This is a genomic window from Marinobacter sp. P4B1 (assembly GCF_001447135.1).
GTDB classification, from domain to species: Bacteria; Pseudomonadota; Gammaproteobacteria; order Pseudomonadales; family Oleiphilaceae; genus Marinobacter; species Marinobacter vinifirmus.
Genome location: NZ_LLXM01000011.1, coordinates 221,625 through 239,484, shown reverse-complemented (window position 1 = coordinate 239,484; position 17,860 = coordinate 221,625). Strand labels below are relative to the sequence as shown.

Annotated in this window: 16 protein-coding genes and 1 tRNA gene; 3 read left to right on the top strand and 14 right to left on the bottom strand. The window is 57.0% G+C overall.

Annotated features, from left to right (window positions below; genetic code table 11):
- Positions 1–10 precede the first annotated feature (10 nt).
- Positions 11–1,054, top strand: coding sequence for an AraC family transcriptional regulator (locus tag AQ621_RS08825; protein WP_058341166.1), 1,044 nt, complete (start codon positions 11–13; stop codon positions 1,052–1,054).
- A gap of 52 nt (positions 1,055–1,106) precedes the next feature.
- Here AQ621_RS08825 and AQ621_RS08820 read toward each other — a convergent pair.
- Both AQ621_RS08820 and AQ621_RS08815 read right to left on the bottom strand, forming a co-directional pair.
- Positions 1,107–1,183: transfer RNA gene (locus tag AQ621_RS08820), tRNA-Asp, on the bottom strand.
- A 118-nt stretch (positions 1,184–1,301) separates the two neighbouring features.
- Complete coding sequence (locus tag AQ621_RS08815) at positions 1,302–2,333, bottom strand: AraC family transcriptional regulator (RefSeq protein ID WP_036219645.1); 1,032 nt, start codon at positions 2,331–2,333, stop codon at positions 1,302–1,304.
- 177 nt (positions 2,334–2,510) lie between these two features.
- Here AQ621_RS08815 and AQ621_RS08810 point away from each other — a divergent pair, with 177 nt between their 5' ends.
- The gene (locus tag AQ621_RS08810) at positions 2,511–3,383 is read left to right on the top strand and encodes a MaoC family dehydratase (RefSeq protein WP_058341165.1); all 873 of its coding nucleotides are present in this window, start codon (positions 2,511–2,513) and stop codon (positions 3,381–3,383) included.
- Between the two features lie 5 nt (positions 3,384–3,388).
- On the opposite strand, the gene AQ621_RS08805 is transcribed toward AQ621_RS08810, so the two are convergent.
- From AQ621_RS08805 to AQ621_RS08795, 3 genes are read right to left on the bottom strand one after another with little or no spacing between them, the layout of a single operon-like run.
- Positions 3,389–4,960: a response regulator gene (locus AQ621_RS08805; protein ID WP_058341164.1), complete on the bottom strand. Its 1,572-nt coding sequence runs from the start codon at positions 4,958–4,960 to the stop codon at positions 3,389–3,391.
- A 51-nt stretch (positions 4,961–5,011) separates the two neighbouring features.
- Positions 5,012–5,632 (bottom strand): response regulator FixJ, encoded by a 621-nt coding sequence (fixJ, locus tag AQ621_RS08800; RefSeq protein WP_058341163.1) that lies wholly within the window; start codon positions 5,630–5,632, stop codon positions 5,012–5,014.
- A 38-nt stretch (positions 5,633–5,670) separates the two neighbouring features.
- The gene (locus AQ621_RS08795) at positions 5,671–8,079 is read right to left on the bottom strand and encodes a Lon protease family protein (RefSeq protein WP_058341162.1); all 2,409 of its coding nucleotides are present in this window, start codon (positions 8,077–8,079) and stop codon (positions 5,671–5,673) included.
- Between the two features lie 236 nt (positions 8,080–8,315).
- Between AQ621_RS08795 and AQ621_RS08790 the strand changes: the two genes are divergently transcribed.
- Entirely contained in the window at positions 8,316–8,693 is a 378-nt protein-coding gene (locus AQ621_RS08790; RefSeq protein WP_058341239.1) for a PilZ domain-containing protein, read from the top strand.
- Positions 8,694–8,709: 16 nt separating this feature from the next.
- On the opposite strand, the gene AQ621_RS08785 is transcribed toward AQ621_RS08790, so the two are convergent.
- The 9 genes from AQ621_RS08785 to AQ621_RS08745 all read right to left on the bottom strand — a co-directional run bounded on the left by AQ621_RS08785 (position 8,710) and on the right by AQ621_RS08745 (position 17,655).
- Entirely contained in the window at positions 8,710–12,183 is a 3,474-nt protein-coding gene (locus AQ621_RS08785; protein ID WP_082640981.1) for an EAL domain-containing protein, read from the bottom strand.
- A 166-nt stretch (positions 12,184–12,349) separates the two neighbouring features.
- Positions 12,350–12,811, bottom strand: a complete 462-nt coding sequence (locus tag AQ621_RS08780) for a flavodoxin family protein (protein ID WP_058341160.1) — start codon at positions 12,809–12,811, stop codon at positions 12,350–12,352.
- A 22-nt stretch (positions 12,812–12,833) separates the two neighbouring features.
- Positions 12,834–13,877 (bottom strand): recombinase RecA, encoded by a 1,044-nt coding sequence (gene recA / locus AQ621_RS08775; protein ID WP_058341159.1) that lies wholly within the window; start codon positions 13,875–13,877, stop codon positions 12,834–12,836.
- A 124-nt stretch (positions 13,878–14,001) separates the two neighbouring features.
- On the bottom strand, positions 14,002–14,502 hold the full coding sequence (gene pncC / locus AQ621_RS08770) for a nicotinamide-nucleotide amidase (RefSeq protein WP_058341158.1): 501 nt from the start codon (positions 14,500–14,502) through the stop codon (positions 14,002–14,004).
- A 420-nt stretch (positions 14,503–14,922) separates the two neighbouring features.
- On the bottom strand, positions 14,923–15,249 hold the full coding sequence (locus AQ621_RS08765; RefSeq protein ID WP_058341157.1) for a hypothetical protein: 327 nt from the start codon (positions 15,247–15,249) through the stop codon (positions 14,923–14,925).
- 34 nt (positions 15,250–15,283) lie between these two features.
- Positions 15,284–16,339: a hypothetical protein gene (locus AQ621_RS08760; protein WP_058341156.1), complete on the bottom strand. Its 1,056-nt coding sequence runs from the start codon at positions 16,337–16,339 to the stop codon at positions 15,284–15,286.
- Between the two features lie 69 nt (positions 16,340–16,408).
- Positions 16,409–16,765 (bottom strand): hypothetical protein, encoded by a 357-nt coding sequence (locus AQ621_RS08755; protein ID WP_058341155.1) that lies wholly within the window; start codon positions 16,763–16,765, stop codon positions 16,409–16,411.
- A gap of 58 nt (positions 16,766–16,823) precedes the next feature.
- Entirely contained in the window at positions 16,824–17,045 is a 222-nt protein-coding gene (locus AQ621_RS08750; protein ID WP_058341154.1) for a hypothetical protein, read from the bottom strand.
- Between the two features lie 166 nt (positions 17,046–17,211).
- On the bottom strand, positions 17,212–17,655 hold the full coding sequence (locus tag AQ621_RS08745) for a cyclic-phosphate processing receiver domain-containing protein (protein ID WP_058341153.1): 444 nt from the start codon (positions 17,653–17,655) through the stop codon (positions 17,212–17,214).
- Between the last annotated feature and the right edge of the window lie 205 nt (positions 17,656–17,860).

Genomic DNA, 17,860 nt, shown 5'->3' with positions numbered 1-17,860 from the left:
TAATACCGGCATGCCTGAAAATACACCCCCTAAGCAGAACGCCCTCGGCGATATCAGCCTGCTGTATGCGGCAGTACTGCTGCGCGCAACCGAAGCCGAAGGCGGCAATATCGACAAACTGAAAGCGAGGTTCCGGCTGGATGATGCTGCACTGGCCTCGGCTGATGCCCGCATCAGCATCCCCCGTTTTATGCGTCTTGGCCATGCTGCCATCACCGCAACCGGCAATCCCGCCCTGGGCCTGCGCATGGGCGCCCTGACTCGGCCGGTGGACGCCGGCATGGCCGGACTGGCCGCAGAAACTGCCAGCTCGGTGCGCCAGGCCTTCCGTAGCCTGATTCGCTATTCCCTGCTCACCAGCCAGAATTCCCGGGGCGAACCCTCGGTCGATGAATTGCAGCGTACCGTGCGCTTCTACTCGATCCAGCCCTACAACCCGTACAACTACTTTGTGGTGGATTCCATACTGGCCGCCTGGACCCAACTGGCCCGGCATATCACCGGCCGCTACGACGTGCTGGAAAAGGTATGGATAGAGTATCCATCCATTGGCCTGGACGACGTGTTCGAAAGCTGGTTTCGCTGCCCGGTAGAGTTCGGCGCCCGGGAAAACGCCATCCGCTTCAAGGAAAGCGTGTGGCGACAAAGCCCGTCCCAGGCCCATGAGGGCATGTACGAGAAGCTGTCAGGAGTCTGTGAACGGGAGCTGCGGCAAATCCGCAAAGGCTGGAGCGTGGCCGACCGGGTGCGCCATCTGTTAACCCCCCTGCTGCGGGGTGAAACACCTACGCTGGAAACACTGGCGGCCCGGCTGGGCACCACGGCCTGGACCCTGCAACGGCAACTGAGCGCCGAGGGTACCGGGTTCCGGCAACTGCTGGACGACACCCGCAAACAACTGGCAGAGGATTACCTGAAGGAAACCGATACATCACTGGCGGAAATTGCCTGGCTGCTGGGCTTTGCCAACCCGCCGGCCTTTCACAAGGCATACCAGCGCTGGCACGGAACAAGCCCGGGCGAACGGCGAAAACAAATCAGCTCAGATAGCTGAGAAAAAGCTGGAAATAAAAAGGGGATATCGAAAACAAGGGGGAGGAGATAAATGGCGGAGCGGACGGGACTCGAACCCGCGACCCCCGGCGTGACAGGCCGGTATTCTAACCAACTGAACTACCGCTCCGCGCGGCGTGCCTGAGCTGTCTTGCGACTGCTCTGTGACAACGAGGGCGCATTATAACGACGCCCCCGTTTATGTCAACGCTTTTGAAGAACTTTTTTCAGATTTTCAGAAAACCGCCTTACATGGCGTCGACCATCACATCCTTGGTCTGGGCGGTTTTACGGTACTCGATCGGCGTCATGCCAGACCAGCGCTTGAACGCACGGTAAAACGTGCTGGGCTCGGAGAAACCGGTCAGATACACGATCTCGTCGATGGACTCGTCGGTGGTTGCCAGCAGCTGTCGGGCCAGCCGGTAGCGGAAATCCGCCAGCACCTGGTTGAAACTGGTTTCAGCTTCGGTCAGCCGGGTGCGCAGGGTTCTGGGCTTGATACCCAGCCGTTCGGCCACCGCATCCAGTGTCACCTCACCGCTGTCCAGCAGCTCGGCAATAATCCGCTCCACCTGCCCTACGATGTCTTTCTTCTCGAGCCTCGCTACCTGCTCACTGGCAAAACGCTCGTGCAGGGCCAGCAGTTCCGGCTCGGCATGGGGCGAGGCATAGGACAGAATTTCCACCGGGAAGTACAGACGGTTTTCACGGGCGCCGAACACCACATCACAACCGAGCACTTCCTTTGCGTGGTCGATACCTTTTTCCCGCTCATGCTCGAACTCGATGCGGGAGGGATAAAAACGGCCATCGGTGATGGATTTGAAGAAGGTAATCAAGCCCTGCACAAAACACTCGTTGAAGTGCCGCAGCCGGCTGACTTCTTCCGAGGCTGCATCCAGCACCATGCAGGCTTCGTCGCCTTCCACAAAGAAATCGGTATTGGCCGCATCACTCAGCAGGCGCTGATAGTTCTGGGCCCGGCGAAGACCTTCGCCAAAGGTGGGGCTACTCAGGAACAGGTATTCCAGTACCTGCCCTTTGTAGGCCGGCAACAGTGGCCCCAGGTGCAGGCCAACATCTTCATCACCGGATACATCTTCAACCGCCTGCCAGAAATACAGCTGGGCATTGTGGGGAGTTCGGAGCTGATCGGTATAAACATACTGCTCGTCTACACCCAGACGGCTGAAAATAGCATTGGTATCAATGCCCTTTTTCTTCATCGCCTCATAAATCAGGCGCAGCATCACGCCCGCATCACGTAGTTCCTGCATAGAGTCCCGCTTTTTTATTTATCAGTTACCACTTTGACCCACCGGACAGGGTCCGGAGCACGCCGGGTCAATGCCACCTCTGGCCGGGTTTGCCAGACTTTCGTCGTACATTAGAGCATATCAGGCCACGCACGCACAGTTGTACCTGAAACCATTAATAATCGGGAGAAAGCCTTAATGCCGGATTCACTGGTCTACCACAGCGCACCGCCGGCCTTGCTGCCACTGTATGGCAAGGCCCTGCTGCCCAAACAACACAAGCCGGGCGAGCAAACCCGCATTCCGGACCTGCAGGCAGACCTGCTGGGGATTGCCACCAACACTCCGGCCCTGAAAACCTATCAGCGCATATGCGGGTTCAAGCCTGGCTCCCGGGCCCCTATTACCTGGCCTCACATCCTGGCGTTTCCCCTGCACCTGAAGCTGCTGACGGAAAAATCCTTCCCCCTGCCCTTGCTGGGGCTGGTGCACCTGCGCAACACCATCATCCAGCATCGCCCGGTCAGTGCCGGCGAAAACCTGGATATCCGGGTAACGCTGGGCAACCAGCAGCGCACAGACAGGGGCATGGAGTTCGACCTGATTACCGAAGCCCGGGCCGCCGGCAAGCTGATCTGGGAAGAAACCAGCACTAACCTGTTCCGGATGGCCGGCCAGGGAACCTCCGGAGGCAGGAAGAATCCCCCGCAACCGGACCATTACCCGTTCTTTGAAGCCATCAAGGCGCCGGAAAGCATCGGCCGGCAATATGCGAAGGTATCCGGTGACCGCAACCCCATCCACATGCATGCCTTGAGTGCCCGGGCTTTCGGTTTTCCGCGGGCGATTGCCCATGGCATGTGGAGCAAGGCCCACGCACTGGCGCTGTTGGAACAACAGGAAGGCTGGCAGTCAGGGCCGGTGAAGGTCAGCTGCCAGTTCAAGAAGCCGCTGTTCCTGCCCGGCACCGCGCAGCTGAACTGGCGCACCGGGGCAGACGGCTGGGACTATCAGATTCTGAATGCCAAGGGAGACGCGCCCCACCTTACCGGGCGCATAGACTGGCTATAAGGGGGTCAGGCTTCGTCAGGGGTGCAGGGTGCGCCCTCGGCGCCTGCAATGGGCAACACAAACCAGAAACAGGCACCACCGCCTTCCGGGCGCTGGTAACCGATATCGCCACCCTGGGCCTGCATCAGCGAGCGACAGGTAGCAAGGCCAATGCCCATGCCATCTTCCTTGGTGGTGTAGAACGGGTGGAACAGCTTGTCCTCGGCCTCTTCCGGCACACCGACACCGTGGTCACGCACCTCTACCCGAACGCACTGCTCACCACAACGCCGTGCTGAAACCTCCACAGGCTGGGACGAGCCGGCACTGCGGGTTGCCTCCAGGGCGTTGCGGATCAGGTTCAGGGCCACCTGCTGCACCTGGATGGGGTCTGCCAGTACACCCGGCAGATCGTCGTCTATCCGCACCTCAATGCCGCCCTCATTGTTGCGCATGTCCACCTCGGCAAACTGCCGGGTGTCTTCCAGCAACTCGGGCACCGACAATTCTTCCTTACCGGTGGCAGGCTTTTTCATAAAGCGGCGGATGCGGCGGATAATCTCGCTGGCCCGGTGGGACTGGGCATCGATTTTATCCAGGGTTTCACCCAGCAGCTCAAGGTCCGGCTCGTCCTTGGCCATCATGCGCTTGGAAACCCGGGCATAGTTGGAAATCGCGGTCAGCGGCTGGTTTACCTCGTGGGCAAAGCCGGCGGCCATCTCGCCCATAGTGGTCAGGCGGGACGTATGGGCCAGCTGATCGCGCTGCTCCTGCACCAGCTCACGGGCTTCTTCCAGGGCTTTTTCGCTTTCCAGCTCGGCGGTAATGTCGTGAAACACCACCACAGCGCCATGCAGCTCATCGCCATCAAGCTTCGGGGTGGCCCGGTATTCTGCAGGGAAGCTGCTGCCATCGGCACGCAGCATCTGGATATCCCGCTGGTGTTCAGGCACACCTTTGTTACAGGTCGCCATCACCGGCAGGCTGTCACGGCATTCTTCAGCCGTGGCAAAGTGCAGGTCAAAGAAACATTTGCCGATCAACTCTTCAACCGGGCGGCCGGCAATCGCGGCGGCAGCCGGGTTGGCAAACTCGATCAGGCCGTTTTCGTCCAGCCCGTAGATGCCTTCGCTGATGGAATCCAGAATGCGGGTCTGGTCGCCCTGCAGTTCCCGGTTACGGGCCTGCAGCTCACGTTCGAGCCGGATAACCCGGGCATGGGTTTTCACCCGGGCGATCACTTCCAGGGACTGGAACGGCTTGGAGATGTAATCGGCCCCACCCAGGGAAAAACCCTTCACCTTGGCCTGCAGGTCGTCCAGGGCGGACAGGAATACCACGGCGATGTCGGCGGTTTCCGGATCGGCCTTCAGGCGCTCGCACACCTCATAGCCATCCATCTCCGGCATCATAATATCCAGCAGGATCACTTCCGGGTGGTGACGGTGGGCCAGGTCCAGTGCTTTCTCGCCTTCGTTGGCAATCAGCAGGCGGTAGCCTTTGTCTTTCAGGGTCTCGTAGAGGACTTTCAGGTTCTGCGGGTTGTCATCAACCAGCAGGACCGTCACCTCTGAGTTCTCACTGACAACTTCAGTCATACAAGCGTGGCCGGTTATAAACGTTCTGGCATGATGACCACAGCAACCGGCTTAGTCGATAAGGTCCTTTACGGACAGAACCATACGCACCAGATGTGCAAGGGAATGTGTACCCATCTTGTGCATAACCCGGGAACGGTGGATTTCCACGGTGCGCTGGCTGATCTCCAGCTCGATGGCAATCACCTTGTTGGCCTGGCCGGCAATCATGCGGTCCATGATTTCGGCTTCCCGCGGGGTCAGGCTTTTCACCCGGCGGATGATTTCCTGTTTTTCGTCCAGGGTCTTGCGCTGCTCGAGGTCCTGCTCCAGGGCCGCCTCGATCTTTTCCAGCAGGGCTTCTTCCCGGTACGGCTTCTGGATGAAGTCCACCGCGCCTTCTTTCATGGCGTCTACCGCCATCGGCACGTCGCCGTGACCGGTCACAAAGATGATGGGCAGAATCGAATGCTTTTCGTTCAGCTTCTTCTGCAGCTCCATGCCGTCCATACCCGGCATACGGATATCCAGCACAATGCAGCCGGCCATTTTATCGGAGTAGTCCTTCAGAAAGGCGTTGGCGCTTTCGTAGGTCTTCACCGGCTTGCCATCGGATTTCAGCAACAACTCCAGGGAGTCGCGGACGGCTTCGTCGTCTTCTACCACGTACACAGTTTGCTGGATATCAGTCATGGATCTCTATTCTCCTGTCCGTTTTATTATGGTCCCGGTCAGTGGATGGACGGGTCTTTCTGCTCGTCCCGCGCGTGTTCCTGCCGCTCGTGTTCCCGCATTTTCTCAAGCCGCTGCTGAATAATGCCAAAAACACTCTGTCTGGGATACCGGCCTTTGTCATTCGCCTTGCCGGCGGGCTTGCCCAGCAGCAAGGCAACGGCTTCTTCCACCCGGCTTACAGGGTAAACCGCAAACTGGCCATTGCGCGCAGCCTGCACCACTTCACTGTCGAGCATCAGGTTCTGCACGTTGGTTTCCGGAATGATCACACCCTGGGTGCCGGTCAAACCGCCCTTGAGCTCGCAGGTAGCAAAGAAGCCTTCAATTTTCTCGTTCACACCGCCGATGGGCTGCACCTCGCCAAACTGGTTCACTGAACCGGTAATGGCCAGGTCCTGGCGCACCGGCACACCGGACAACGACGAGATCAGCGCCACCAGCTCCGCCAGCGATGCGCTGTCGCCGTCTACCTCACCATAGTTCTGCTCCATGGTCAGGCTGGCAGACAGGTGCATGGGGTCGTTCACCGCAAAGTAAGACGCCAGCCAGGAGCTGAGAATCATCACGCCCTTGGAGTGAATGTTGCCACCCAGCTTTACGTCCCGCTCGATATCCATCACGGCACCATCACCATAGTAGCAGGTTGCCGTTACCCGGTTAGACAAGCCGAACTCGAAACCGCCGGTAGACAGCACAGACAACGCATTCACCTGCCCCACGCAGGTGCCGGAGGTGGTGACCAGCGTGGTGCCGTCGCGGATGGAATCGTAGAACTGGTCACGAATGCGACTGCTGCGGTAACGGGCACTTTCCAGCGCCCGCTCCACGTGCACCTCGGTAATCAACCGGGCACCGGCCTGGCGGGCCCAGAAATCCGATTCACGCAGCAGATTGGCAATATCCGCGGCATGCAGAGATAACCGGTCCTGGTGGTCGGCCATACGGGCGCTGTGTTCGATTACCCGGGCCACCGCCCTGGTGTTGCAGTGCAGCAGTTTCTTTTCCACCACCAGGCTGGCAATAAACTTGGCGTACTGCAGCTGGCTTTCCGCCGTGCGGTACATTTCATTCTCGAAGTCCGCCGTTACCCGGAACAGCTCGGCAAACTCGGAATCGTATTCCTGCAGCAGCATCCAGGTTTCGCGGTCCCCGAACAGCACAATCTTCACATCCAGCGGCACCGATTCCGCCTCGATGGAAATGGTCCCGGAGAGGGTCAGTTCCCGCTCCAGGGAGTTGATCTGAAGGGTACGGGAGCGCAGCGCCCGCTTCAGGCCATCCCACACGAAGGGCTGCTCCAGCACCTTGATGGCATCCATCAGCAGGTATCCACCGTTGGCCTTGTGCAGGCTGCCGGGGCGAATCAGCGAGAAGTCGGTAAACACCGTGCCCTTGTATGTGACGTTTTCCACGTAACCGAACAGATTGTGGTAGGTGGGGTTATCTTCCACCACCACAGGTACTTCGTTGCTGGTCTGGTGTACCAGCACATTTACGATATAGCGGCGGGGTGTTTTCTTGTCCAGAGACGCATAGGCAATGGCCGCCTGTTCTTCGTCGTCTTCCAGGAAGATATCCAGGTTTTCAGCCAGGTCTTTGCGCACCGCTTCCAGGTAGGCCGTTACATCTGGCAGCTCTTTATATTTGTCTTTCAGCTCGTCAATCTGGTGGCCGGAGATGCCTTCCAGGGTTTCCTGGTTCAGGGCCTGCTGTTTCTCGGCGTATTCCTGCTCCCAGTCTGCCAGCTTGCGCAGAACCTGCCGGAGTTTCTTCTCCAGCTTATTGATGACTTCCTCGAACTTGTCCCGCTGCTCCTGGGTCAGGGCCTGGAAGCTTTCCGCCGTGTGGGGCTCTTCGCCGTTCATGGCCACCAGCCGGTATCCGCCGGGGGTGCTGATGGTCAGGCGCACTTTCTTGCGCTTGGCCTGGTTAGCCACCTTTTCGAGTTCGTCTTCCTGCAGTTTGACGTAGTCGTTCTTCAGCTGCTCTGCACGTTCCAGAAAACTGTCGCCCTCAAAGGTCTGGGGAATCATCTTCACCAGCCGGGCCATCAGCTTTTCCATGTCCTGCTTCAGCTGGGTGCCCTTGCCCGAGGGCAGCTTCAGCAACTTCGGATTACGGGGCTCTTCGAAATTGGCCACGTAACACCAGTCATGGCTTTGCTGTTCGGTGTCTACATGGTGCTCCAGGTAGCGCAGCATCATGGTGCGCTTGCCCAACCCGTTCCGGCCTACCGCATACACGTTGTAACCACCGTGGGGCATGGCCAGTGCGAAACGCACGGCTTCCTGGGCACGGTTCTGGCCGACGATCTCAGCCAGCGGCTCCAGTTGCCGGGTGGTTTTGAATGGCAGCTCTTTCAGAACACAGGATTTGTAGAGTTGGTGCAGCGGCAATGACTTCAAGTTTGCTTCCCGTCGACATCGGATTGAATGGTTTTGAACCCGCCATTGTAGTGTTTGCCAGACAGACTGTCGCCTACCGGTTCCGGTTTTATCCGATCAGGCCGGAGCGACTGCCGGGTGAGACGCCGGTCACACTTTTCATGCTGATCAATTTTCAGACAACCCGGTGCTGGCTACACTTGAGGGTCCGGATGGCTTCCGGAAACAACAAAGACAAAAAGACAGTGGATGCAGCCATGGCAAGTAAGCCCTCAGATCGCCGAATCAAGGAACGGTTTCCCGCCACCTGCCTGGACGTGCAGCTCAGTGAACGCGGCTTTTTTGGCCGTGGCAAGAACCCGGTGGCGGTGAACTGCCTGGATATGAACCGCTACGGCATGGCGGTTCAGTGCCCCCGGCCGGTCGAACCCGGCGCCCGCCTGTACCTGCAAATCCGCGGCAAATACATAAACGAACCCCGCGTAGCGGCCCGCGTAGTCCGCTGCCAGCCATGGCGCACCGGCTTCCGGGTGAGCGTTCAGTTCAGTTACTGCCTGGACCAGAAACGCTATTCCCGGGCCGTCGACAATGCCCTGTCACGCATTGAAGGCTTTTACAGCCGCCTGGCCGGCTAGGCCACCGCCTGCCCGCTTACCCGGTTTTACCAATCCACTGCACCAGATCCTCGAACAACATGGGCCGGGCAAAGTAGTAGCCCTGGAAGCTCTCGCAACCATGGCTCTTCAGGTAGCAAAACTGCTCCTGGGTTTCCACGCCTTCGGCCACCACGTTCAGCCCCATTTCCCGGGCCAGGGTGATCACACCCTTGCACACCGCCGCGTCTTTCTCGTTGGTGGTGACATTGTCCACAAAGCTGCGGTCGATCTTGATGTTGTCCACCGGCAGGTCTTTCAGGTAACTGAAACTGGAAAAACCGGTGCCAAAATCATCAATGGCCGTGGCAACCCCCATGCCGTTCAGGGCATTGAGGATCTCAATGGCGCCTTCGCTGTCTTTCATCAGGATGCCTTCGGTCAGCTCCAGCTCCAGGTGTTCCGGTGCAAGACCGGTGTCTTCCAGAATCGACCTGAGCACCGTCAGAAAGCCCGGGCGGTGGAACTGCAGCGGCGACAGGTTCACCGCCATACGGCCCTTCAGCAGCCCCATCTCAAGCAACCGCCGGGCGTCTTTACACGCCTGGGTGGTTACCCACTTGCCCAGGTGGGCAATCTGGCCGGTTTCCTCGGCTACGGGAATAAAGTCTGCGGGTGAGATAAAGCCTTTCTCCGGATGCTTCCATCGAACCAGCGCCTCCAGGCCGCAAAGGTGACCGTCCTGATCCACCTGGGGCTGGTAATTCAGGAACAGCTGGCCGGTTTTGATGGCTTCCTGTAATTCATTACGCAACTCCACACGCTTGGACAGCTTGGAATCCAGGTCTTCGGAGTACACCACATAGGTATCACGCCCCTGCTGCTTGGCCTTGTACATGGCCATATCAGCCTGCTGAATCAGCTTTTCCGGCCCGGTGGACTGCTTGTCCAGCAAGCTGATGCCGATGCTGGCAGAAATATAAAGTTCATGGCTGCCCACCTGATGAGGGTCCGCAATGCTATCCAGAATCCGGTTTGCCACTTCGTCAGCCTGGGCCGGGGAGGTCAGGTCAGGTAACAGCAACACAAACTCGTCGCCGCCAAAACGGGCCAGCGTATCTTCCGGCCGGGTCACCAGCTCCAACCGCCTGGCAATGCTGATCAGCAGGCCGTCCCCCACTTTGTGGCCAAGAGCATCATTGATCGGCTTGAATTCATCCAGGTCTACAAACAGCACGGCCAGCTGTTGATCATTCCTCTGGGCCAGCGCCACGTCGTGAGTAAGCCGATCTTCAAACAGGCTGCGGTTACCCAACCCGGTCAACACGTCGTGAGTAGCCTGATAGGCAAGTCGGTTTTCCTGCTCTTTCTTCTCCGAGATGTCGGTCATGATGGCGGTAAAGTGGGTAACCCGGTCATCGTCATCTTTCACTGGCGCCAGCGCGACATGGTTCCAGAACGGCGTTTCGTCCCGACGATAGCTTTTCAAGGTGACACTGGCTGCACGCCCAAACCGAACCGCGGTCCAGATAGCGTCCATATCGCTCTCTTCGGTTTCCGGGCCGGTGAGCTGCTTTACCGGCGCTCCGATCACTTCCTCGCGGGAATATCCCGTGATGGCCGTGAACGCAGAGTTCACGAACACCACCGGCATGTGGCTTTCCCGCACATCAACCACCACCACAGCGTTCTCGCTGGACTCCAGGCTGCGCTGCAGAATCCTCTGGTTTTCCTGCGCCTGGTGCCGGTCGGTTACATCCTTCACCAAGGCAAAGACACCCACTACCCCGGCATCTACCACAATCGGAACAAACGCACATTCATAGTTCCTGCGTTTGCCCAGGGCGTTCAGAAAGGCCACTTCAAAGGTCTGAGGATGGCCTGCCACGGTATTCTGAAAGGCCGTATCAAACACAACAAAGTCGGCCTCATCCATAGCGCCGTGAGTCAGAACATCCTGGTAACGGGTAACCCCCAGATCCCGGTTGGTAAACCCCACGATCTTCTGGGCTACCGGGTTAACCGCCTGGTAAACCCCTTCGCGGTCGAAGGCAAACACTGCATCCGGCGACTGAGAGAACAACGACCGGAAGCGTTGCTCTGCCACGTTGATTTCCCTGGCCTGCCGTTTCTGCAAGCCCAACAGGCTGCGCCCCATAATCAGCATGTAACTCATCAACAGCCCGAAACCAAACAGTGCCGGCGGCAGCATTCCCCGCAGAGAAAGTACCGATGCCGGGCCAGCCGTGGCACTGAGCACAAGGTCCGGGCCGTTGGGAATGTTTACTGGCACATGCTCGTAAACCTCATGTTCCAGGTGATGAAGTGCAATAGCTCGCTCCACAGCCGGGCTGTCCGCTCCCTCAAGCCGGATCTCGAAATCGTAATAGTCCCTGGATGATTCAAGCGCCAGCAACTCCGCCACATCAAATACCGCGAGGAAATACGCACCCGAATCCAGGTCTGGCCGCACCAGGGCGATCGCCGAAAACGGCTTAGCCGGGTCCGGGAATATCCAGGCGCTGGCCAACCGTTCGTCGCGCGCTTTGCGAACCCAACCCAACACTTCCGGGTTGACGGTCTGATCCATCACCCACAGCAGATCCTCAGGGTTACGACTCCGCCGCCACACCGGAGACCGACCATCCCGGAACAACACCAGGGACTTCAGGGCCGGCGTATCTTTGAAATACCAGCGCGTTTCGGTTTGCTCGAGAGCTTCAGGCACTTCAAAGCCCAACGACGCCCACCGGTTGGCCAGCCGATCAATCAACGCGACGGAGGACTGCAACTCCAGTTTTAGCTCGCTGGCATAGTACTGAATGGTAGAGCGGGCGATGTGGTGTCGCTCTTCATGGGTGCCCCAACTGGCAATGACCGACAACACAAACGTGCCAAATACGCCAGCCACCCCAGCAACTACGCCGTCTCGTCGCAGCATGAACGGCTTATTGGGATTGAGCTGGGCCAGGATAATCAACGCGATGCCAAACCCCAGGCAGAACAACCCGGCAATCAGCGAAAAACCTTCAACCAGACCGCCCGGAGCACCCAACAGGCCCGGGCGGACATTCTCCAGCACCGCATAGGAGCCAATGGCCAAGCCAAAACAACCGGCAAGCAGCGCATACAACCGCCCTGCTGCCCCGCGCAGCCCGATGAGAGATACGCTGGCCAGCACCAGCACGGCGACTGCAGGCAGGTTCATCAGCCGGGACTGTCCACTGAGCAGCGACACCGCTGAGCCGTCCCCGCTATCCAGTAGGTTGTGGCCCAGACTGTATGCACCCAGGCCCACCAGCATTATCCCGAACGCGAGTTGCCAGAGGCGCTTTCGAAAGAAAATAGCAGTCATTGCCCCTGCACCGGCAATAATCGCCAGCGCCCCCTCTGCCGTAAGCATCAGGCTCTGAGGCATCGGCACCATCGGGAAGGCTGTGATAATTAATGCCAGGACGCCGGCCTGAAGGCCGCACAGAAAGAGAATCAGTAAGCAGGCCTGGAGCCTGAGGTCGCGAGTTGGCTGTGGCATGAAAAAACTTTGTTGTCGCCCGGAAGTAAGGAGAAATTAACAAGTTACTAGCACCTGAATACTAGCAGTTGATTTTAGCCAATTCCGTTGTTTCCTTGTTACCGAATAGCCCTCCTCGCCTATCGGCGGTGGCCAGCAGCGATTAAACGCCGTTGCGCCGGGGTTTTCAGATAATTCCGGCATCCAGGCTGGCCGCCACAAACAGCCCCAGCTCTTCACACTGGTCGGCAAATTCGGGCTGGTAATCACCCCGGCACAGCAGGGGTTCCTGAATAAGTTTCCAGCGCAGGCCAGTGGTGATGCTGTCTATGGCGCGGCGTGTGCCGGTGCCATCGTGCCCGGCGCGGATATAGAAAGTAAAAGGCAGGCCCTGGGTTTTCTCCAGGCAGGGGTAATAGCTACGGTCAAAGAAGTCTTTGAGGGCGCCAGACATATAGCCGAGGTTTTCGGTGGTGCCAAGGATGATGGCATCGCAGGCGAGGACATCTTCGGGGCCGGCTTCGAGCGGCGCTTTCACCACCACTTCCACCGCTTCAATATCCCGGTTACGGGCGCCCTTTTCGACGGACTCCCGTAACCGCAGGGTATTGGGAGACGGTGCATGGGCTACTATCAACAGTCGCTTCATGTAACGCCTCCCGGGTTCTTACTTAGAGCAATTCACCGTTCGCTTCCACGGGCGCTTCTGCCGCTTCTTTCTTCACCGGCTTGGGCATCAGCTTGTCGCGAACCTTGGCTTCGATTTCGTTGGCGATGTCCATATTCTCTTCCAGGAACTTGCAGGCGTTGGCCTTACCCTGGCCGATCTTGTCGCCGTTATAGGCGTACCAGGCACCGGATTTGTCGACGAAGCCTTCTTTAACACCCATGTCCAGAACTTCGGCCATGTGGTAGATGCCCTTGCCGTACATGATCTGGAACTCGGCCTGCTTGAACGGCGGAGACACCTTGTTCTTGACGACTTTTACGCGGGTTTCATTACCTACCACTTCGTCGCCGTCCTTCACCGCACCGATGCGGCGGATGTCCAGGCGTACGGAAGAGTAGAATTTCAGGGCGTTACCGCCGGTGGTGGTCTCGGGGCTGCCGAACATCACACCGATCTTCATACGAATCTGGTTGATGAACACCATCAGGCAGTTGGCGTGCTTCACGTTACCGGTCAGCTTACGCAGCGCCTGGGACATCAAACGGGCCTGCAGGCCTACGTGGCTGTCGCCCATTTCGCCTTCAATTTCCGCTTTCGGAGTCAGGGCCGCTACCGAGTCGACGATGATGACGTCGATGGCATTGGAGCGTACCAGCATATCCGCGATTTCCAGGGCCTGCTCGCCGGTGTCCGGCTGGGAGACCAGCAGGTCGTCAACGTTTACGCCCAGTTTTTCAGCGTAGATAGGGTCCAGTGCGTGCTCGGCGTCGATGAAGGCACAGGTTTTGCCGGCTTTCTGCGCTTCGGCGATCACTTGCAGGGTCAGGGTGGTTTTACCGGAGCTTTCCGGGCCGTAGATCTCTACGATCCGGCCATACGGCAAGCCACCAATACCCAGGGCTACGTCCAGCCCCAGGGAGCCGGTGGATACCGCAGGAATGGCTTCACGGGGCTGGTCGCCCATTTTCATCACGGCGCCCTTGCCGAACTGGCGTTCAATCTGGCCCAGTGCTGCGCTGAGTGCTTTCTTGCGGTTGTCTTCCATTGTTACCTGCCCCTCACTATTCGATATGACGACACCGGAGGTGTATCCAGTGTTTTCCTGTATATTTGAACAGTATTAAAACATAAGCCTTGGCACAGACCAACCCCTGCCGGGGTGAAAAACATCACAGTGTTTTCAGAAACTCCGTAACCCCTTGCAACACATACAAAACCGATTGCCGGCGTACCTGTTCCCGGTCGCCGTCAAAGTGCTGAACACGGGTTTGCGTGTTGTCCGGGCCGGCTCCCCAGGCAAACCATACCGTGCCTACCGGCTTTTCCTCGCTGCCGCCGCCAGGGCCGGCAACGCCGCTGATGGCCACGGCCACATCCACACCGGTGGCGCGAACGGCACCGGCCACCATCTGGCGCACCACCGGTTCGCTGACAGCGCCGTGCTCGGCCAGCACCTTTTCTTCTACGCCCAGAATGGCCTGTTTGGCCTCGTTGCTGTAGGTCACCAGCCCGGCCATTACATAGGCAGAGGAACCCGCCCTGTCTGTCAGCACCTTGGCCACCCAGCCACCGGTGCAGCTTTCAGCGGTGGCCATGGTTCTGCCCTGCTGTATCAACAAGTCTCCCAGCGCATTGCCGGCGGTTTCCAGTTGCTGATCGGTTGCTTGCATAGCCTTCTCCAAGATCCTGTTGCCAAACCCTTCGTTTCATCCCGGGCGTTATTTTCTTACAATCCCCGCTTTGACCCAAACGCACGATCAACCGGACGCTTCCATGCCTGCAACCCAGACCGATCTTTCCAAGCATACCCCCATGATGCACAGGTGTTTTATATTTGTTTAATAATGTTTTTTTAAGATCTACAACATAAAAGCTACACTATTGGTTACAGTTTTTTCAGCTCCTTGCTTCGTAGTGTGTTTTTATGTTGTAACTAGGCTACCTTCCGGGCTTTGACTTCCAGGTGAATGCCCTCCCCCTCGCAGCTCTTGGTTTTCCACTTCGCCTTCTCCTTGGCTATGAACGACTAGCAGAGGTCAAGGATACACACTGAACATTTCCCTGGTCGTCTCAATCGGCGGCACGCCCACTTACCGCGACTGCAGACCAAGGAAACAAGCAACATAGCATCCATAGTCTCCGATCCAGCGCCTATCCTCACCTAACTCCCGCCGCCAATCGATCGCTTCACCGCTAGCGGCCGCATTCCTACTGAGAATGTTCAAGGCATCGATAAAGCTATTGTGCGCGAGGGTTCTCGCTCTATCTACTTCTGCCCGTTCTTCAACGGACATCAGATACCACTCGGCGCGAAAATGTGCGTAACGTATAGCCGACTTAAGCACTTGCCGAGTGAGCTCTTCCTGCTTGCTAGCCATCATTTGGGCGAAGATTCGTTTTGCAGTTACTTCATCCATAGCCACTGATCCTGCCGCCTTGATTCGGTGGACATCAAGGTGCCCGATGTCCATACCTGTCGTATAGCTGCAGATCGACTTCATCATAAGCCGCCGAAAAGGCATCAAGCACGGGCTCCACTGAGCCTGCCGAAGGAGCAAATACATTGATCAAATTCGACGGAAAATACACCGCGGAAGCACCGGATTCGACTGCAAGCTGGAGAATCTCCGCCACGGCCCTTTGGGTGATGTTCAGCACATCACTTCTCGATGTATCAGGCAGCAATGGCGCAACAGCTATCGCGATCAAGCACTGGGGCAAACCAGGCGCAGTCTTCTCATCCTCGGAGCCCAACTCTATGACAAAACCCTGACCAACAGGTACCTGTCCTGTTTTGAATAACTCACCAATGCGATGCTGAACACGCTCTTTTGCCTGATCTAAGACCCGATCAAGGCCTCCACGAAGGAGGCTATCCCCAGAGCAGGCCGCAAGTGCTTCGCCATCTGCTTCTATGGGAAGCACCAGCGCTTCGCTGTGCAATAACTGAGGGACTGTGTTGTCACTCGATATGACGGTCGCGCCAAGCGCATGGGCCATAGAGATCCCCATTGAATCTTCTCCAAAAACATATAGGTCAGGAATTGCAGTAGACGGCGGCTTGCCCGTGTTGCCTACCTTCTTGCGTACGCTGGTATTGCCGTATAGTGCTGGCAACCAATAATCCCTGTCCGATGCCGGGACAGCCATTTGCCTAGCTCTGAACGCTGAAATCAATTCCGAATAAAAAGCTCGCGCAGCATCCTCTAGCCCGAACAAGTTCAGGCTTTCGATAACACGCGTTACGCGTTGATAATTGTGATTGAACCCGGTTGTCATGGCCCGTGGATCTGATTTCATGAACGTGAGAAACCGGTTGGTATTGTTGGATAATTTCGCCATATTATCCCGATCCTGCGCCATTTGCTCTACATCGCTTTCAGTCAGCCTGTGATTCTCACCGGTTACCGCAGAGCGTTGTGTTGTGGGAAATGCCCTCTGTACCCAGTCATGGCCGGATTCCAACGCCTCATTCGACCACTGTGAGATACTCAGAATTGGCTGCATATAGGTCTCCGCTTGCGCTGATCAAATCTAATCAGGTTAATTGCGAGCTCTCTGTTCCCAATATCAAAATCAGGCTCTCTGCCAAATGCTGCAAAATGTACGAATCGTGCGATCTCGCTCTGCATAGGCATACCGATACAACGTTAGCAGGATAGCCGCCTCGGGCGGATAGGCAGGCCAAAGAGTAGAAGGACTGTATTCGGCCAAAATGTATTCTACATATTCTTTGAAAGATTTATCCGCATGCCGAGCCATAGCCTCAAAATACTCAAGCAGGTCTTCTGGAATTTCTACGTCTACGCCAGCAATTTTGTTTGTGCGCGCATCAGCACCAAGAGTAATTCGAATCCCCATGACGTATCCCCCACTTATTGAATCATTTGTTGTTTTGAAGTCAACGGATACAGAATCAGACCAGGCGACCATTCGAATCTAAAGTCTGGGCACCACCCAATTCTTGCTTTCTACTCGTGACCCGCCTGAATTACCGCAACATTTGTCTTTTATTCAACGACATTAGCTCCACTTTCTTTTTGACAAGTTTCGTCATTAGGGGCCAAAAATCATCTGGGGGATGAAAAACCCCTAATTCAAACAACAGTTCCATATTTTCTATTATTTCAAGGACTTCAGCTTTGCTCTTGCTTGCCGATATCAGCTTGGCATATCGCCCCATCAACGATGGAATTAACACGACTTTACCCATGATCGATTTACCTACCGCCTCTAGGGGACGCTGCCATTGAGGTAAGGCTGTCTTCCATGCCACTGGAAGAGGAACAGGCGCCCTAAAGCGGCAAGATCAGGCTTGTGGTGGGCATTCGCACAAAGGGGGAGCCTGCCGATCAGGCAGCAAAACACGTGATTGCCCGTTACGCCTGCTCCGATTCCCAGATTTCTTTCGCCTCCAACACCCACGCCGAAAAAAGTTCTTGTGTCATGTTGTACATCGGAAGGTGTGTGACCCAGAATCCAGCGCGATCCAATTGGCTTACCATTCGAGGCCCTTGCACTTGGTTTGTTGAGTGCACAAGAACGGGCACATCGAAGTATTTGTTCGCGATCAGTTCCAGCGCTACATTACTGCCAGACAGGCTCCTATCGTCTGAGGTGATCACCTGTTGCTGGAGGTCATGATCCAGAAGCACGCCACCATAGTCCACACTGCGATCACGTCGGATCATCCCGATCGCCAGACCAGCTGATCGGGCCCAGACGATATGCACACCCGGCGGAACCCAGGATCGGAACATCTCCACTCGGCCGTCATCATCCTCCACCAGCAGCAGCCGAAATAGTGGGTTAGGACTTGGCATGACTTAGTTCCCTCCTGCGGTTCAGATCTTCACCTCCGGCCTTCAGATACGGAACTACTCGTCAATTTCCTTGGCCCACTCTTTGCGAGATGGGCCGTCCTTGCGCCGATTCCGGTGTGGCCCACCCTTGTGCCTTCTTGCGTGTACAGCGACCGGATTACGACGCTTGGCCGGCTTTATGACTATACGAATCTTGTCCATCGCT

What these genes read in the sequence shown, in the direction of transcription:
- AQ621_RS08805 (WP_058341164.1), bottom strand. Translation starts at nt 4,960, where the DNA reads ATGACTGAAGTTGTCAGTGAGAACTCAGAGGTGACGGTCCTGCTGGTT.
- AQ621_RS08760 (WP_058341156.1), bottom strand. Translation starts at nt 16,339, where the DNA reads ATGCAGCCAATTCTGAGTATCTCACAGTGGTCGAATGAGGCGTTGGAA.
- AQ621_RS08745 (WP_058341153.1), bottom strand. Translation starts at nt 17,655, where the DNA reads ATGCCAAGTCCTAACCCACTATTTCGGCTGCTGCTGGTGGAGGATGAT.
- AQ621_RS08790 (WP_058341239.1), top strand. Translation starts at nt 8,316, where the DNA reads ATGGCAAGTAAGCCCTCAGATCGCCGAATCAAGGAACGGTTTCCCGCC.
- AQ621_RS08765 (WP_058341157.1), bottom strand. Translation starts at nt 15,249, where the DNA reads ATGGATGAAGTAACTGCAAAACGAATCTTCGCCCAAATGATGGCTAGC.
- AQ621_RS08780 (WP_058341160.1), bottom strand. Translation starts at nt 12,811, where the DNA reads ATGAAGCGACTGTTGATAGTAGCCCATGCACCGTCTCCCAATACCCTG.
- AQ621_RS08755 (WP_058341155.1), bottom strand. Translation starts at nt 16,765, where the DNA reads ATGGTCGCCTGGTCTGATTCTGTATCCGTTGACTTCAAAACAACAAAT.
- recA (WP_058341159.1), bottom strand. Translation starts at nt 13,877, where the DNA reads ATGGAAGACAACCGCAAGAAAGCACTCAGCGCAGCACTGGGCCAGATT.
- AQ621_RS08785 (WP_082640981.1), bottom strand. Translation starts at nt 12,183, where the DNA reads ATGCCACAGCCAACTCGCGACCTCAGGCTCCAGGCCTGCTTACTGATT.
- fixJ (WP_058341163.1), bottom strand. Translation starts at nt 5,632, where the DNA reads ATGACTGATATCCAGCAAACTGTGTACGTGGTAGAAGACGACGAAGCC.
- AQ621_RS08815 (WP_036219645.1), bottom strand. Translation starts at nt 2,333, where the DNA reads ATGCAGGAACTACGTGATGCGGGCGTGATGCTGCGCCTGATTTATGAG.
- AQ621_RS08750 (WP_058341154.1), bottom strand. Translation starts at nt 17,045, where the DNA reads ATGGGTAAAGTCGTGTTAATTCCATCGTTGATGGGGCGATATGCCAAG.
- AQ621_RS08825 (WP_058341166.1), top strand. Translation starts at nt 11, where the DNA reads ATGCCTGAAAATACACCCCCTAAGCAGAACGCCCTCGGCGATATCAGC.
- pncC (WP_058341158.1), bottom strand. Translation starts at nt 14,502, where the DNA reads ATGCAAGCAACCGATCAGCAACTGGAAACCGCCGGCAATGCGCTGGGA.
- AQ621_RS08810 (WP_058341165.1), top strand. Translation starts at nt 2,511, where the DNA reads ATGCCGGATTCACTGGTCTACCACAGCGCACCGCCGGCCTTGCTGCCA.